The organism is Fibrobacter sp. UWH1, from assembly GCF_002210365.1.
Lineage (GTDB): Bacteria > Fibrobacterota > Fibrobacteria > Fibrobacterales > Fibrobacteraceae > Fibrobacter.
Genome location: NZ_MWQG01000001.1, coordinates 104,621 through 118,998, shown reverse-complemented (window position 1 = coordinate 118,998; position 14,378 = coordinate 104,621). Strand labels below are relative to the sequence as shown.

Genomic DNA, 14,378 nt, shown 5'->3' with positions numbered 1-14,378 from the left:
GCAATGAACTGGATGAATAAGACTGCTTTTTTGTTCGCGGCTGTGGCCTTGTGCCTGTGGGGCTGTGGCGAATCGGGAACTTCCGCCGAAGTTGAAAAGGTTGATGAAGGCCCTCTCTTTTCAAACTGCAAGGATGCAAGCCTGAATGTCAAGAAACATGAAATTGATGTTCCCTGCCAAAAGGATTCCCTGAAGGTTTCGTCTCTGTCTTCTTTGGGTGGCGCTAAATACTACCTGGCTTTGGACCAGGACCTGGTGGATCCTGAAATAGATTGGGATAGTCCGCTGAAGTCAGGCGCATACTTGATAACAAGAGAAGGTGAATTCGCAAATATTGTAGTCCTTGATGAAAAGAACCGCGTTGTTGACGTCTGGAAGGTCAAATCTCCCGAGGTAAAATCCAGCAGTTCTAAAAAGGTTAGCAGTTCCAGTAGCGTAAAATCCAGTAGTTCTGCCAAGAGCGAGTCTTCCAGTTCTGTAAAGGATGCAGAATCCAGTTCTAGCGAAGAAGTTTCTAGTAGCTCTGAAGAAATTCTGTCTAGTAGTGCCGAAGAACCGCAGCTCCCGGGTTCCGATTTTACCAAGTACGACGCTTCTTTCTGGGGAACTACCAGCGATGTCATGGCTGAAGCAACTTCCGCCGGCGGTATCAAGTTCCAGTCTTCGGCTAATCTTGAATTTGCCAGTGGTCGTGCAACCTTGACCACCCGCGAGATTGTCGGTTCATTTCTAAGCGTTCCCGGCTCCTGGAAAATTGCAGGCGGGTTCTACTTTGCTGGCTCCTTTAAGGCCAATGATATCGTCCAGCTTTACCAGTGGAATTACACTTCGGGAACACCGGATGCCGGTTATGAATCGGATATTTCTCAGGGGATGACATTTGGTCGCCCGTTTACGGCACGCCCGGTTTCCTTTGAGGTGAAATATTCCTACGAACATGTTTCCAATACAAGTACGGAATATCCTCAGAAGTCCTTGATGTATGTGATGCTGGTTAGCGCCGACAAGAAGGTTGTGGCCTGCGGTATGCATTCCGATTCCGAATCCGTAAGCGATAAAACCGTCGTTGTCGAATTGTCCTATGGCGCTGATCCCGATGGATTGTTGCAGGGTGGTTTTGCCATGGCTGAAGGTTTGACTTTGGGCGAGGGAACCGAAGAAGTTGCTTCTATCCATGTGATGTTTGCTTCTTCTGCCTATGCCCATGTGGTGGCTGGCGGTGCTGCTGGAACTGGCAAAAAACAGCGTGGCGGAAAAGAAGCTAAGCTGATCCTCGATAACTTTAAGCTGAATTACTAAGAGGTGGTATCATGAAAGGTCTGATTTCACTCCTTGCGTTCTTAACCGTTTTAATGTCTTTTGTTGCCTGCACTGCCGACTACGATACCTTTGGAACATCGGGCTACAAGACTCTTAACGAACTGACCTTTGAAGGTCAAGATGGTTCCGTGTCGGTCTATGCCGACGAACATAAGATCAAGGTGAAACTTGTCGCTCCCGAAGAAGGTGAATCCTGGGACTCCGTGGCGGTGGATGTTCTGGATATCAGTTCCATGGCGACATTGCACTTGGTCAATAGCAAGTTCAGGGAATTTCCGTCGGATTCCGCCGGATTGGATTCTCTGGCTCACGAAGTTTCTTATTCCAGCGAACGTCTGCGCTCTGGCGACAAAATCCGCATTCCCTCTAGCCTTGCTGTTTATGTGGCTGTGGTGGCCGAAAATGGGGACGCCTCCATTTGGCAGATTAGCTTTACCATTCCTGGCGTAGAAGCCGTTACTGATGACAAGGGCAAATCTTCTTCTAGTTCGGCCAAGTCTTCCAGCAGTGCCAAGTCTGATGATAAGTCTGACGACAAGCAGGATGAAGTGAAGTCCTGCAGTTCCAAGGCTCAGGATTCTGGCGAAAATCTCGGCTCCGCCGAAGAATTCCCTGAATCGAAACCGGATGCACCGCGAATTCTGTCTATGAAGATTGGCGGGAACGAGGCGATCATTGATAGCTCCGTCAGCGACGGCAAGGTCTCCTTCAGAATCTACTATGATGATTTGGACTACGCCTCGGGATTGTCTAGCGTTAAAATTAGCGATATTACCTTGTCTGAAGGAACCGAAATTTCTGGAGTAGAAAATGACGGCGAATACAACCTGGCCCAGGGGGTGATTGCTACAGTCTCCAACGGCAAGACCGAACAGGAATACCGAATTGTTGCTGGCTATCAGTTCCCCAATAGTTCTTTTGATTCCTGGAACAAGTATGTTGCATCTGACTGGTCTAATGGAAACACCTCCGGCTTCAACATGACTTCTCCTTTGGATGTGGCTGGTGGAAAGGCTGCCAAGATGGAGTCCATGGATGCGAAGATTCTTGGCATTGGACAGTTTGCCAGCGGAAATATCTTTACAGGCTACTTTAATCCTAAGGGCGTTGGCGCAACGAGCATGTTGAGCAAATATCCCGACGGAAATGAACTGATTGATTTTGGTAGGCCTTTTGAAGGTCGTCCGCAGTATGTAGAAGTAGACTTTACCTATGAAGGCAAGGGCGACAGCTGCGACATTTACTTCTTCCTGGAAAATCGTACTGCCACTGCAAATGAGGGAAAGAATCAGTACCGCACCTCTAGCGATGTAAATACGTTGGTGGCTTCTGCCTGGTACCGTTCTGCCTCAGATGACAATTCTGGCCGCCCCAATCCCGATGTGGTTTCCATCGTCGAAAAGGAAAACGGTTTTAAGACCTTGCGCTTGAAGTTTAGGTATGGCGAACCTTATGAAGATTCTCCTATCCATAATTCCAACACTTTTAAGGATGACCTGGAAAATTCCAGCGGCATTGATAACCATCTGAATGGCTATGACGGCGATATGGCTGTGACCCACCTCAGGGCGGTCATGGCATCTAGCGCTAACGGCAATTATTACAAGGGAAAGGTGGGAGCTACACTTGTTGTAGACGAGATACGTTTCTATTATTACTAACGTTTTTAAGAGGACGAAATGAAAAAGACTTTCTTGGCTTTGGTTATGTTGGGTGCTCTTGTTTCTGCAAGCTTTGCCCAGGTAGTGGACGATCCCTCCAAGTATACTTCCGGTGCTCCCGCTCCTGCGACTCCTAATGTGACGATCAATCATGTTGCTAGCAGTGAACCCATTTTTGCCATTTCTGTGCATCCGGTGTCCCTGATTTTTTACCCCCTCTTCAAGGATTATCTGCCACTGATGCTAACCTTGGAAGGTAACATCAATTCCAATGCATCCATTATCACTCGCCCTTACTTCAAAACCAAGAGCTGGGATGGCGAAGACGAAAATCGCAAGAAGATTGATTTTGATGTGAATGTCTTTGGTATTTCTGAAGGTTTCCGCTATTACTTCAACCGCGGCCATCTGGGAATGTACACGGCTATTCATGCCATTTATGAATACGCAAAGGTGGAACGCGACTACGAAGACAAGAGGAGCAAGGACGTTAAGGAAACCGGAAATAGCCTGGGTCTTGCCATGTATGTGGGTAATAAGACCATTTGGGGCCATTTTACCTCTTCCTTTGATATCGGTGCCACCTATACCAACACTTATTTGAGCAAAAAGTACCGCGATGACCTGGAAGAAGTATCTTCTGTGGGCGTAGATTTTGATGTAAATTACACAATTGGGTTTACTTTCTAGTTATATATCCTCAAATTAGGCTGATTTTATTATCTTTACAGATGTAAATTGGAGATTGTCATGGCTGCTTTAGCTCTTACTGCAGAAAATTTTGATGAAGTGATCAGTTCTGGTCAGTTGGTGTTCGTTGATTTTTGGGCTACCTGGTGCCGCCCCTGCATGATGATGGGCCCTATTGTTGATGAACTGGCTGCCGAATATGACGGCAAGGCTATCATCGCAAAGATTAACGTAGATGATGCCGGCGTGAACGACATTTGCGCTCGTTTTGGCATTACTAACATCCCCAACATGAAGCTGTTCAAGAACGGCGTCGAAGTGGGCAACGTTGTTGGCGCAGTGCCTAAGAACACCGTCAAGGCTGTTATCGACCGTAACCTCTAATAGCGATTCTTATACAGATTTTCAAAAAATCCGCCTTTTGAAGGGTGGATTTTTTTTTATCGAAAGCGCAGGATGCAATCGCGCCGGAGTTGCCTGACTTTAGCTCGCAACTGGCTGCTCACCGCTCACTGCCCATGCCTCATTCCTCGTACCTTTTTCTACATTTGCGTCATGCTCACAAAACGTTTGATTGTCTGTTTGGATGTCCGTGACCGTAAGGTGACGAAGGGTGTTAAGTTCAAGGGTAATATCGATATCGGTGATCCGGTGGAGATGGGTGCCCGCTATAGTGACGAAGGCGTCGATGAACTGGTGTTCTACGATATTACCGCCAGCGCCGAAAACCGCCCCTGCGACATGGAAATGATCCGTCAGATTGCAAAGCGCGTATTTATCCCCTTTGCTGTAGGTGGCGGTATCCGCAATCTGGAAGACATGCATCAGGCATTGCTGGCCGGTGCCGAGAAAGTGAGTGTTAACAGCTTGGCTGTCCTCCATCCCGAAATCATTGCAGAAGGTGCAAAGGCCTTTGGCCGCCAGTGCATCGTGCTGGGTATGGATGCGAAGTTTGTGGGTGTTTCTGAAAAGTTCCCCAGCGGTTATGAAGTGTACATTCGTGGCGGCCGTCAGCCTATGGGTCTCGATGCCGTAGAATGGGCCAAGAAGGCTGAAGAGCTGGGCGTTGGCGAAATTTGCCTGAATGCTATTGATACCGACGGTGTCAAGCAGGGCTACGAACTGAACATTACCGACCAGGTGGCCAAGGCTGTCCAGGTTCCCGTGATTGCCAGCGGTGGTGCCGGTACTCCCGACCATATTGTGGACCTGTTCAATAAGACCAGCGCCGATGCCGCCTTGGTGGCTTCCATGGTTCATTTTGGCGACTACACTGTGCCGGGCATCAAGGATGCCATGCGCAAGGGTGGCGTTCCCGTTCGCAACAAGTAATTTTTGACGCGGCACCTCTAGGGGTTGTCGCGTTTTTTTGAGGTTTTATGAATCCGTCTGTAGCTGTTAAGATTTTTGAGGCTGGCCGAAGCGCCGGTGCAGACTTTGTAGAAATTTTTGAAGAAGAAACTCGAAGCTCTAGCCTGGGACTTAAGGACAGTAAGATTGAAACGGCTACGGCAGGTACAGATTACGGTATCGGCATCCGTTTGCTGTATGGTACCGAAGTCCTCTATGGTTTTACCAGCGACGATTCCGAAGAAGCCTTGGTGAACTTGGTAAAGACCTTGGCTTTTGGTCGCATTGCCGCCATGAATGGTGGTGAAGGTTCTGCTGCAAAGCCTTTTGAATTTGCTCCTGCAAAGCGCGTCTGCGATTACAACGCCGCCGCCTTCCAGGATCCTCGAGTTTTGGGCCAGGCTGTCAAACAGGATTTTCTGTTCCGTGCCGACAAGACTGCCCGCGGCATTTCCGACAAGATTGTTCAGGTGACCGTTGGCGTAACTGATGACTGCACCCACATTAATTTGTTGAACAGCGAAGGTCTGAATGTGGAAATGGACCGCAGCCACTTGCGCCTAAGTGTAAGCGTCACTGCAGCAGATGGATCTGAACGCTTGACATCTGCAGAACGTCCGGGCGCCATTGGTGGTTATGAACTGCTGGCAAATTACTCGCCCGAGGATATGGCCAACTCCGCAGGCGAACGAGTGCTTCGCATGTTGACTGCCGGCTACATTCCCGGCGGCCAGATGCCTGTAGTCATGGGCAACGGCTTTGGCGGTGTAATCTTCCACGAAGCTTGCGGCCATCCGTTGGAAACGGAATCGGTACGACGCAACGCCAGCCCCTTCTGCGGAAAGTTGGGAACGGCTATTGGTCAGCCTTGCCTTACCGCCATTGACGACGGCACCTTGGATGGTGTCTGGGGTAGCCTGAAAATTGACGACGAAGGCACTCCCGCACAGCGCACCACCCTCATCGAAAACGGTATTCTCAAAACCTACATGTCTGACCGTGTGGGTGCTAAGGAAGTGGGCATCGGACTTACCGGAAGTGCTCGCCGCGAAAGCTACAAGTACGCTCCCGTTAGCCGTATGCGCAATACCTTTATCGCCCCGGGCAAGGATTCCCTGGACGATATGATTTCCAGCGTGGATTACGGTCTTTATGCAGCCCGTATGGCTGGCGGTTCCGTAAACCCGGCCACCGGTGAATTCAACTTCGCTGTTGACGAAGGCTACATCATTCGCGATGGCAAGATTTGCGAACCGGTCCGTGGCGCGGCCCTTATTGGCAAGGGGCACGAAATTATGCCTAAGATCAGCATGGTGGGTTCTGACTTGGAATTGGCTGCCGGTGTCTGCGGCGCAAGTTCCGGCCATATCCCCGTAACCGTCGGTCAACCGTCCATCAAGGTGGACCAGATCCTGGTTGGCGGAAGGTGATTTTATCTTCTGTTAGAAAATAAAAGAGGCGCCCCGAAAGGAGCGCCTTTGCTTTAAACCTTGTGACTTAGAAACGGAAGTTTAAGCCTAGGCCATAAGTTTTAGGACGGTTGGGACCATAAAGGTGGTCGCCGATGCCAACTCCGTAGGAGGCGTCTAGGTTCAGCCATTCGGTGATGTCAAACTTGGAACCCACGGTAATCCAGGTTCCGACTGGGGTGTTTTTGCCAAGAAAGGAATCAAAACCGCTATCGTCATAGATTCCGATGATAAAGGAAACTGTAGAACGGATATAGGGCGTGTAGTGGGGTACAACGGTAAAATCCAGTTCTGCTGAAATGTTAGCGGCTAATTCCGAATAGTTCTTCTCACCTTCTGTTTCATACTGGACGCCAAGTTCCGACCCGAAGTTGACCGTGGGGGTTAAGATTGAGGAGAATTGAAAGCCTCCTTTCAGAGTCCATTCGTCTTCAACGTTGTAAGAATCATCGCCAACGGGGATAGCTACGTCGAAGAAAGCGTTCATTTTAGGGATGAACTGGTATCGAATCGAAGCTTCGATGTTTCCTAAACCATTGACATCGTCCATTTCGGTTCCATGCAGTTCTGTGTAGAAGCGGAACGGAACCATTACCCCTAATTCCAAGTTTTGAATGACGGAAAATCGTGCGCCAGCGAACATGGTGAGGCAGCTGGCGTAATTTGTTTCGTTGTAAGCGAGACCTGTATGAGCTTCGCCTTGATTTTTGGGGAGCACCGGGAACAGATCCCAGGAGGCGAAGGTTGCCGAGGCTGCGAAAATTCCGGTGAGTGCGATTTTTTTGAGCATGTTTGTTCTCCTTGTTGTAAAAAATTACGGGCGGTAATATACAAAAAGGGGGGGGGGCGCAGACCAATAAACTCAAATTTTTTTTAGACCCCAAAAAAACAAGCGGCGCCCCCCCAAAGGAGCGCCGTTGTTGGTGTATGGGATGTTTGGTTTTGTATCCTTAAGATAGATTTGTTTGGTCCAAGTGGGAATAGTCCAAGGTGATTTGCCGTTGTTGGGTTTTACAACACTTTACAATGGGAGCGCTCCTTTTGGGAGGGCGTTGGAGGGTGTATGTCGCAAATTTGGACGTTCTGGCGGTTCTTTTTGAGATGAAAAATGTTCTTTTTTAAACGAAATAGGGGCTTTTTTTATGAAAAAAAGCCTTTTTTTCCCGTTTGCGGTGTTTTTTTGCGGTAAATCCATAAAAAGACGGTCTTGGCACGACAATTGCATTAAGTGGGGCGTTAATAAAGAAAAGCGCCCTTGTGGCGGAGGCAAATATGTCTGATTTTAATAATGATGCAGAAAAGGTTTTGGCCAAGGCCCAGAGTTTGATGGACCGTAATTCCCATTCTTACCTGGGATGTGCCCATTTGGCCGTGGGTCTGGTAGAAGGCCCTGATGCGACCCTGAAAAAGCTGTATAAGTCCAAGAACGCGAAGACTCAGGACCTGCGCGGTCGTCTGGAGCCTTTCGTGCAGAAGGTGCCCCGTGTGGAAGGGGCGAACCCGGATGTGGGCCCGGATAGCGATCTGAACCGTGTTTTGCGTGCCGCTGTGCAGGCTGCCCGTCAGGTGAACCGTATGGTGACTCCTGGCGATATGCTGGTGGCCTTGATGAAGTTTGCTGGGGACCGCGGCATTGCCAAGGTGTTTGAGGACGCCCTGGGCTCTGTGGAAGTGGTGGAGACTTGGCTCTCCGATCCCTTTGCCGGGGCAGCCAATGCCGAGGAACAGTCCCCGCTGAAGTTGTATGGCCGTGAACTGGTGGAAATGGCTGCCGATGGCAAGCTTGCTCCTGTGATTGGCCGTGAAGAGGAAATCCGTCGTGTAATCTTGATCCTTAGCCGAAAGACGAAAAACAACCCCTGCCTGGTGGGTGAACCTGGCGTGGGTAAGACCGCTATCGTCGAAGGGCTCGCCGAGCGAATCTATCGCGGCGATGTGCCTGACGCATTGAAGGGCAAGAAACTTTTCGCCCTGGATTTGTCCGCCCTGATGGCTGGCGCAAAGTACCGCGGCGATTTCGAGGAACGTCTGAAATCTGTTCTGGACGCCCTTGAAGAAGACGGAAATACTCTTCTGTTCATTGACGAAATCCATACCATTGTGGGTGCCGGCAAGACCGAGGGCTCCATGGACTTGGGTAACATGCTGAAGCCCAAGCTGGCTCGTGGTGAACTGCACTGCATTGGCGCTACCACCACCCAGGAATACCGTAAGTACATCGAGAAGGATTCCGCTTTGGAACGTCGTTTCCAGCCGGTGCAAGTTGATGAACCTACGGAAGAAGAGGCAATCTCTATCCTCCGTGGAATTAAGGATGGTTTCGATGCTCACCACGGCGTGCGTCTGCATGATAATGCCTTGGTGGCTGCAGTGAAACTTTCTAACCGTTACATCAGTGACCGATTCTTGCCGGATAAGGCTATCGACCTGATTGACGAAGCCGCAAGCCTTGTAAAGACCCAGATGGATACGGTGCCGGAAGCGCTGGATACCTTGCAGCGTAAGGAACTGCAGATGAAGATCGAGGAGCAGGCTCTGGCGAAGGAAACGGATGACAATTCCGTAAAGCGCTTGAAGGAACTGCGTGAAGATTTGGCTGTGACTGCTGCTGCCGTGAAGGCTATGCAGGAACGCTGGCAGGATCGTCGCGCCCAGAGTGCTGAGCTGCAGAACTTGAAGAAAGCTTTGCAGCAGGCCAAGGACGAAATGGAACAGGCCGAAGCCCGCTACGACTTGAACCGCGCCGCAGAACTGAAGTACAATAAGATCGTGAACCTGGAAAAGGAAATCGCCGAAAAGACTGCGGCTGTTGCGAAGGCTGCAGGTGACGGCGAACTTACCGAAGAGGTGACGGAAGATACCATCGCCCTGGTGGTAAGCCGTTGGACTGGTGTTCCTGTAACCAAGCTCTGCGAAGGTGAAAAATCCAAGTTGCTCCATTTGGATGAACGCCTGCATGCTCGCGTGATTGGCCAGGATGATGCTGTGGAAGCGGTGTCTGAAGCTATCTTGAGAAACCGTAGCGGCCTCAGTCGTGAAAACGCTCCTATCGGAAGCTTCCTGTTCCTGGGCCCCACTGGCGTAGGCAAGACGGAACTGGCCAAGGCTTTGGCTGTGGAACTTTTCGATGATGAAAACGCTTTGGTCCGTATCGACATGAGCGAATACATGGAAAAGCATACGGTAAGCCGTTTGATCGGTGCGCCTCCGGGATATGTGGGCTACGAAGAAGGCGGCCAGCTGACGGAAGCTGTACGAACCAAGCCCTATTGCGTCATCTTGCTGGATGAAATCGAGAAGGCTCATCCGGATGTGTTCAACACTTTGCTGCAGGTTCTTGATGACGGTCGTTTGACTGATGGTAAGGGCCGCACGGTGAACTTCAAGAATACACTGATCTTGATGACCTCTAACTTGGGCTCTGAAAAGTTCCGGGAACGGTTGGCCTCTGGCAATACGGCGCCGGTGACGGTTGCCGACATTGAAGCCGACCTTCATGCTTTCTTCCGTCCGGAATTCCTGAACCGTCTGGATGAAACGCTGGTATTCCAGAGTCTTACCAAGCCTCAGATCCGCGACATTGTAAAGCTGAAGTTCGCTGGCCTTGCAAAGCGTGCCGCCCGCCAGGGACTGGAACTGACTCTGTCCGATGCAGCCTTGGATGCCATTGCGGATGGCGCTTACCAGCCGGAATTCGGTGCCCGTCCTATTCAGCGTTTCATTGAACGCAATGTAGAACGCCCTCTGAGTCACGCAATCCTTGCTGGCACAGTAAGCTCCGCAAAGCCGGTGGTCATCGACTACGAAAACGGCGTGTTTACTGTGAAGTAAAGCGTCGCGGAACGCCGCAAAAAATTCCTCCTAACCCCCACAGTGCTGGACGAAAGTCTGGTACAAGAACAGCCCCGGATTTCTCCGAGGCTGTTTCTTTTATACAAACTGCGTTGTGTTATTGTTGGCTAGATTAGAATTTTGCAAACCAGGAATTTTTTTTGGATGGCTTTGCTTCCTTGGCTGCTCTTTTATACAGAAGGGGAATGTCTGAACTTGGCTGTTGAGCAATACTACGAATGCATTCACGGAATTCATCGATGTTCGTAAGGTGGTTTTCGTGAATGAGTTGGTTGTAAACAATGCTGTCTGGTTCGTATTCAATGCCGCATTCGTGGAACCCGCTCATGTCGTAGATGTCGCGACTATTGCAGGTTTCCTTGGAAATCGCTTCTTCAAAATCTTTTAGGTAGCAAGTGGAGGAAAGCGTGGTTACGGTTGCTTCTACCAGCCTTGATTCCATTGATTCTTCTGCAGAGGTGACGCTAAAGGTGTAGACCTGGCCGTTAATGGTGAAGTTCGCTTGCTTGTTGCTTACTTTTTGATACGTAATGTTGTTTTCTTGCAGGAAAACGTCGAACTCCGGGCCTCCCTGATCCTGATCGTCAAAATCGCTGGCGTAGATTTCGTGGAAACCGGAACCATTGTAGAGAGCCTGTACAATGTAGTAGGCTAGATCCGTTTTTGTGAAATCAGCATTTTCTCTTAAACTAAAGTTGACAGTGGCTGTTGATTGGGTGAAAGTGATTGTTTCTGTGGCGTAAGGTGAGAGGCTGCACTCTTGCACTCCGTCGTCATCGTCATCATCGCAAAGAAGCGCTTCCCAAGTACCATATAGGCGACCATTGTTTTTGCCAATAAGAAAGTTTTTGCGATCGTAAACTTCGTCATCATAGGTCTTAAAGGTGTGGAGGATTAGAGTGTCTCCCTTGAATTCGTATGTGTTGGTATCTGCATAAACCTTTATGCCTCCGTCGAGCCATTGTGGTTCCCCATCTACAAGGGCGCAGTCGCCGACTTCTCGTGACATGGAAACAATAAGTGTTTGGGTCGCTTCATTGACGGAAAGCTGATAAACATATCCGCCAGTAGGTGAAAACGGATTGTTTGAGGCTGCAGTCCCGGAACTGTCGTCGCCACATGCGATTAAGGATAAAGCAGTTAATGTAACTGTAAAAATTGCAGCTGTAATTTTTGTGAACTTCATTTGTTGTCTCCTTCTAACCTGTTTTGCCGTAATTTACGGCTTTGATATTACTTCTTGAAATACCCTGCAACTTCGTTGTGGATGAGTCCATTGGATGCGAAGCTGGTGTAGCCTTCGTAAATGGGGGCGACGGGCTTGCCGTTGGCATCGAACAGTTCGGTTCTGCCGTCCAGCATGCTGAACTTGCCACCTGCCTCAGTGAAAAGCAGAGGATACGGGGCGATGTCCCACAGGGAAACGATGGGGTCGATCATCAGTTCGGCGCGGCCTGCGGCTACCAGGTAGTAACCGTAGCAGTCGCCCCAACCGCGGTGGAGGCGGGCTGCGCGACGGACGTTTGCGTACTGTTCGCCATAGCCTGCAGTTTCCATGGTGTTGACGGTGCCGGAAAGAACCAGGGCGTCGGAAAGTTTTTCCACCTTGGAACACTTGGAGACGCGGCAGTCCTGTGCGCTGCTACCGAGGAATGCGCCGCCATCCTTCACGGCCCAAACAGCGGTGTTCATGGCCGGGATGCGGATAAGGCTGGCGATTGCTTCGCCGCGACGGTATAGTGCAATCAAGGTACCGAACAGAGGCACGCCGTGGATGAATGCCTTGGTGCCGTCGATGGGATCGATGACCCACTGGTATTCTGCATCGGGACTTTCGATTCCAAATTCTTCACCAATGACGCCGAAGCCCGGAGTTTCCTTTGCCCAGAATTCGCGGCAAAGTTCTTCGGTGCTCTTGTCGGCGATGGTCACAGGAGTCTTGTCTGCTTTCCATTCCACGCCAACATCGTTCTGGAAATACTTTAGGATGTTACCCTGAGCCAGTTCGGCAGCCTTCAGGGCAATGTTTAACAAATCAAGATTTTCTTTTGTTGCGCTCATTGTAACCTCTCTGGATCCTTCACTTCGTTCAGGATGACATATAGGGTCGTTCAGGATGACACTTCAAAGCGACGAAGTCGCGCCCTCATACCTCAAAGCAGCGCCGCTGCGCCCTCATACCTGTTTTGTCCACTTCTTAACAAGATTCATCAAGAACTGGTTTTCTTCAGGCTTGCCCAAGGTAATGCGGACGTGTTCCGGCAAACCGAAGCTGGTGAGGCCGCGGATAATCATGCCGTTTTCTTCCAGGAACTGCACCATTTCTTTTGCCTTAGGGCCGATGTGGACGCAGATGAAGTTGCCTTGGGTGGGCAGCACCTTGAAACCGAGACCTTCGAAGAAGGGCTTCAGGACCTTGATGCCGTCGGCGTTCAGCTGGCGGGTACGTTCCACGTGTTCCTTGTCGCCGAGGGCGGCAATGGCTGCAGCCTGGGCGGCCAGGTTAATGTCGAAAGGCGGCTTGATCTTCCACATGGCCTTGATGACCTGTTCGCTGGAGATGGCGTAACCCAGACGGATGCCTGCCAGACCGTAGATCTTGCTGAAGGTGCGGTTGATAAGCAGGTTGGGGTACTTCGCGATCATTTCGAACATGCGAGGGTAATCTTCAGCGGTGGCGAATTCAGCGTAGGCTTCGTCCAGGAACACCATCACATTGGAGGGAACCTTGCTCAAAAATTCTTCAAGTTCTGCGCCTGTGTAGTAAACGCCGGTGGGGTTATTGGGGCTGCAGATAAAGGCCACGCGGGTCTTTTCATTAATGGCTGCGGCCAACTTATTCAAGTCGGTCTTTTCTTCACCGACCCCAACGCCAATAAAATCGGCACCGTTGGAGAGTGTGGTAAACTTGTAGACGCTGAAGGTGGGGGTAATGCCCACACAGTTGTCGCCCTGACGGATAAATGCCTTGCCTACCATGTCGATGATTTCGTCGGAACCGTTACCCAGCACCAACTGGCTGGTCTTGACACCGTAAAATTCGGCAAGGGCGTTAATCAGGGTGGGAGCGTCTCCGCGAGGATACAGATGCAAGGTGTCCACGATCTTCAGGTAGGCTTCCTTGGCCTTGGGGGAAGGGCCGAGGGGGTTTTCGTTGGAAGCCAGCTTTACCACTTCGGTAAGGCCGTACTTGGCACGAATTTCATCCATGGACTTGCCAGGGACGTAGTCAGAAAGCTTAGAAAGTTCGGGACGCGGATCGATCATAATATCCTCTTTTGAATGAGCCTACAAAAGGCTGGACAAAATTTAGCTAACTTTGGGCAGTATGAGAAATTTACGTCTTGCCATTTTCGCCTTTGTGGTTGCAATGTTTGCAGCTAACAGTTTCGCCCTGGACCGTATCTGGAACATGCGCTATACTTATGGCCCTGATTTCAGACCGTCTCCCAAGTTCGCCGCCGGTGTTGGCCTGCGTTCTGATTTTGGCAGCAATGTGCTGTTCCCCGTGAACATCATGGGTCAGCTGGCCAAGGACTGGGATATCGGTGCCAAGCTGGATGTGTACACTTACAATCAGCTGGACAATGTGGAAACTTCCGTAGACTTCGGTACCCGCTACCGTTTTAACGGAGCCTTTTTTGAAATTGACGGCTACTTCGGCTTGAACCGTGATAACGGTGGAGCCTTGGTGCTGACTTATGGCAAGGAATATTTCATCGCCAAGAATTTCTCCAATGGTTATGAGGCCCGTGCAGGTTTTCTGAAGGGTGTAACTGGCGAAGACGGCTATGTGAAATTCGCCGTAGGAACCATTCCCACTTTACATTTTGGAAAGTCCTTCCTCTTGATGATCGAGGTGAATTCCTCGGGTAGCGTGGGCTACCTCAAGGATGACTTCATGCTGGATATCATCCCCAAGATGGAGTTGGCTCTAGGTGGTGCTAGAGTCCGCGTAGAATTCGATATCGGTGTATTGCAGGAATCCAATAACGACCAGAAGAGCATTGCCCTCTACGTTTTGACTTCGCTGTAA

General features: G+C 50.2%; 12 protein-coding genes. 8 read left to right on the top strand and 4 right to left on the bottom strand.

What is annotated here, in order from left to right; translation table 11 throughout:
• Nucleotides 1–3 precede the first annotated feature (3 nt).
• From B7992_RS00480 to B7992_RS00455, 6 genes are all read left to right on the top strand, one after another.
• Nucleotides 4–1,299 carry a PCMD domain-containing protein gene (locus B7992_RS00480; protein WP_088665362.1) on the top strand — a complete coding sequence of 432 codons (1,296 nt, stop codon included), beginning with the start codon at nucleotides 4–6 and terminating at the stop codon, nucleotides 1,297–1,299.
• 11 nt (nucleotides 1,300–1,310) lie between these two features.
• Complete coding sequence (locus B7992_RS00475) at nucleotides 1,311–2,981, top strand: PCMD domain-containing protein (RefSeq protein ID WP_088665361.1); 1,671 nt, start codon at nucleotides 1,311–1,313, stop codon at nucleotides 2,979–2,981.
• Between the two features lie 18 nt (nucleotides 2,982–2,999).
• Entirely contained in the window at nucleotides 3,000–3,671 is a 672-nt protein-coding gene (locus B7992_RS00470) for a DUF3575 domain-containing protein (protein WP_073283757.1), read from the top strand.
• Nucleotides 3,672–3,731: 60 nt separating this feature from the next.
• Nucleotides 3,732–4,055 (top strand): thioredoxin, encoded by a 324-nt coding sequence (gene trxA / locus B7992_RS00465; RefSeq protein WP_073156948.1) that lies wholly within the window; start codon nucleotides 3,732–3,734, stop codon nucleotides 4,053–4,055.
• Between the two features lie 171 nt (nucleotides 4,056–4,226).
• The gene (hisF, locus tag B7992_RS00460; RefSeq protein WP_073157388.1) at nucleotides 4,227–5,003 is read left to right on the top strand and encodes an imidazole glycerol phosphate synthase subunit HisF; all 777 of its coding nucleotides are present in this window, start codon (nucleotides 4,227–4,229) and stop codon (nucleotides 5,001–5,003) included.
• Between the two features lie 47 nt (nucleotides 5,004–5,050).
• Complete coding sequence (locus B7992_RS00455) at nucleotides 5,051–6,451, top strand: TldD/PmbA family protein (protein ID WP_088665360.1); 1,401 nt, start codon at nucleotides 5,051–5,053, stop codon at nucleotides 6,449–6,451.
• Nucleotides 6,452–6,518: 67 nt separating this feature from the next.
• Here B7992_RS00455 and B7992_RS00450 read toward each other — a convergent pair whose 3' ends face one another.
• A complete protein-coding gene (locus tag B7992_RS00450; protein ID WP_073156943.1) occupies nucleotides 6,519–7,280 on the bottom strand; it encodes a transporter in 762 nt (253 codons plus the stop codon).
• A gap of 482 nt (nucleotides 7,281–7,762) precedes the next feature.
• Between B7992_RS00450 and B7992_RS00445 the strand changes: the two genes are divergently transcribed.
• Nucleotides 7,763–10,321: an ATP-dependent Clp protease ATP-binding subunit gene (locus B7992_RS00445; RefSeq protein WP_088665359.1), complete on the top strand. Its 2,559-nt coding sequence runs from the start codon at nucleotides 7,763–7,765 to the stop codon at nucleotides 10,319–10,321.
• A 133-nt stretch (nucleotides 10,322–10,454) separates the two neighbouring features.
• On the opposite strand, the gene B7992_RS00440 is transcribed toward B7992_RS00445, so the two are convergent.
• The 3 genes from B7992_RS00440 to hisC all read right to left on the bottom strand — a co-directional run bounded on the left by B7992_RS00440 (nucleotide 10,455) and on the right by hisC (nucleotide 13,609).
• The gene (locus B7992_RS00440) at nucleotides 10,455–11,528 is read right to left on the bottom strand and encodes a hypothetical protein (protein ID WP_141100328.1); all 1,074 of its coding nucleotides are present in this window, start codon (nucleotides 11,526–11,528) and stop codon (nucleotides 10,455–10,457) included.
• Between the two features lie 47 nt (nucleotides 11,529–11,575).
• Nucleotides 11,576–12,403, bottom strand: coding sequence for an inositol monophosphatase family protein (locus B7992_RS00435; RefSeq protein ID WP_088665357.1), 828 nt, complete (start codon nucleotides 12,401–12,403; stop codon nucleotides 11,576–11,578).
• A 114-nt stretch (nucleotides 12,404–12,517) separates the two neighbouring features.
• The gene (hisC, locus tag B7992_RS00430; RefSeq protein WP_073283748.1) at nucleotides 12,518–13,609 is read right to left on the bottom strand and encodes a histidinol-phosphate transaminase; all 1,092 of its coding nucleotides are present in this window, start codon (nucleotides 13,607–13,609) and stop codon (nucleotides 12,518–12,520) included.
• Nucleotides 13,610–13,670: 61 nt separating this feature from the next.
• Here hisC and B7992_RS00425 point away from each other — a divergent pair, with 61 nt between their 5' ends.
• Complete coding sequence (locus B7992_RS00425; RefSeq protein WP_073156929.1) at nucleotides 13,671–14,378, top strand: hypothetical protein; 708 nt, start codon at nucleotides 13,671–13,673, stop codon at nucleotides 14,376–14,378.

Bases quoted from the DNA above. Each gene is read 5' to 3' on its own strand.
- B7992_RS00480 (WP_088665362.1), top strand. From the start codon at position 4: ATGAACTGGATGAATAAGACTGCTTTTTTGTTCGCGGCTGTGGCCTTG.
- B7992_RS00475 (WP_088665361.1), top strand. From the start codon at position 1,311: ATGAAAGGTCTGATTTCACTCCTTGCGTTCTTAACCGTTTTAATGTCT.
- B7992_RS00470 (WP_073283757.1), top strand. From the start codon at position 3,000: ATGAAAAAGACTTTCTTGGCTTTGGTTATGTTGGGTGCTCTTGTTTCT.
- trxA (WP_073156948.1), top strand. From the start codon at position 3,732: ATGGCTGCTTTAGCTCTTACTGCAGAAAATTTTGATGAAGTGATCAGT.
- hisF (WP_073157388.1), top strand. From the start codon at position 4,227: ATGCTCACAAAACGTTTGATTGTCTGTTTGGATGTCCGTGACCGTAAG.
- B7992_RS00455 (WP_088665360.1), top strand. From the start codon at position 5,051: ATGAATCCGTCTGTAGCTGTTAAGATTTTTGAGGCTGGCCGAAGCGCC.
- B7992_RS00450 (WP_073156943.1), bottom strand. From the start codon at position 7,280: ATGCTCAAAAAAATCGCACTCACCGGAATTTTCGCAGCCTCGGCAACC.
- B7992_RS00445 (WP_088665359.1), top strand. From the start codon at position 7,763: ATGTCTGATTTTAATAATGATGCAGAAAAGGTTTTGGCCAAGGCCCAG.
- B7992_RS00440 (WP_141100328.1), bottom strand. From the start codon at position 11,528: ATGAAGTTCACAAAAATTACAGCTGCAATTTTTACAGTTACATTAACT.
- B7992_RS00435 (WP_088665357.1), bottom strand. From the start codon at position 12,403: ATGAGCGCAACAAAAGAAAATCTTGATTTGTTAAACATTGCCCTGAAG.
- hisC (WP_073283748.1), bottom strand. From the start codon at position 13,609: ATGATCGATCCGCGTCCCGAACTTTCTAAGCTTTCTGACTACGTCCCT.
- B7992_RS00425 (WP_073156929.1), top strand. From the start codon at position 13,671: ATGAGAAATTTACGTCTTGCCATTTTCGCCTTTGTGGTTGCAATGTTT.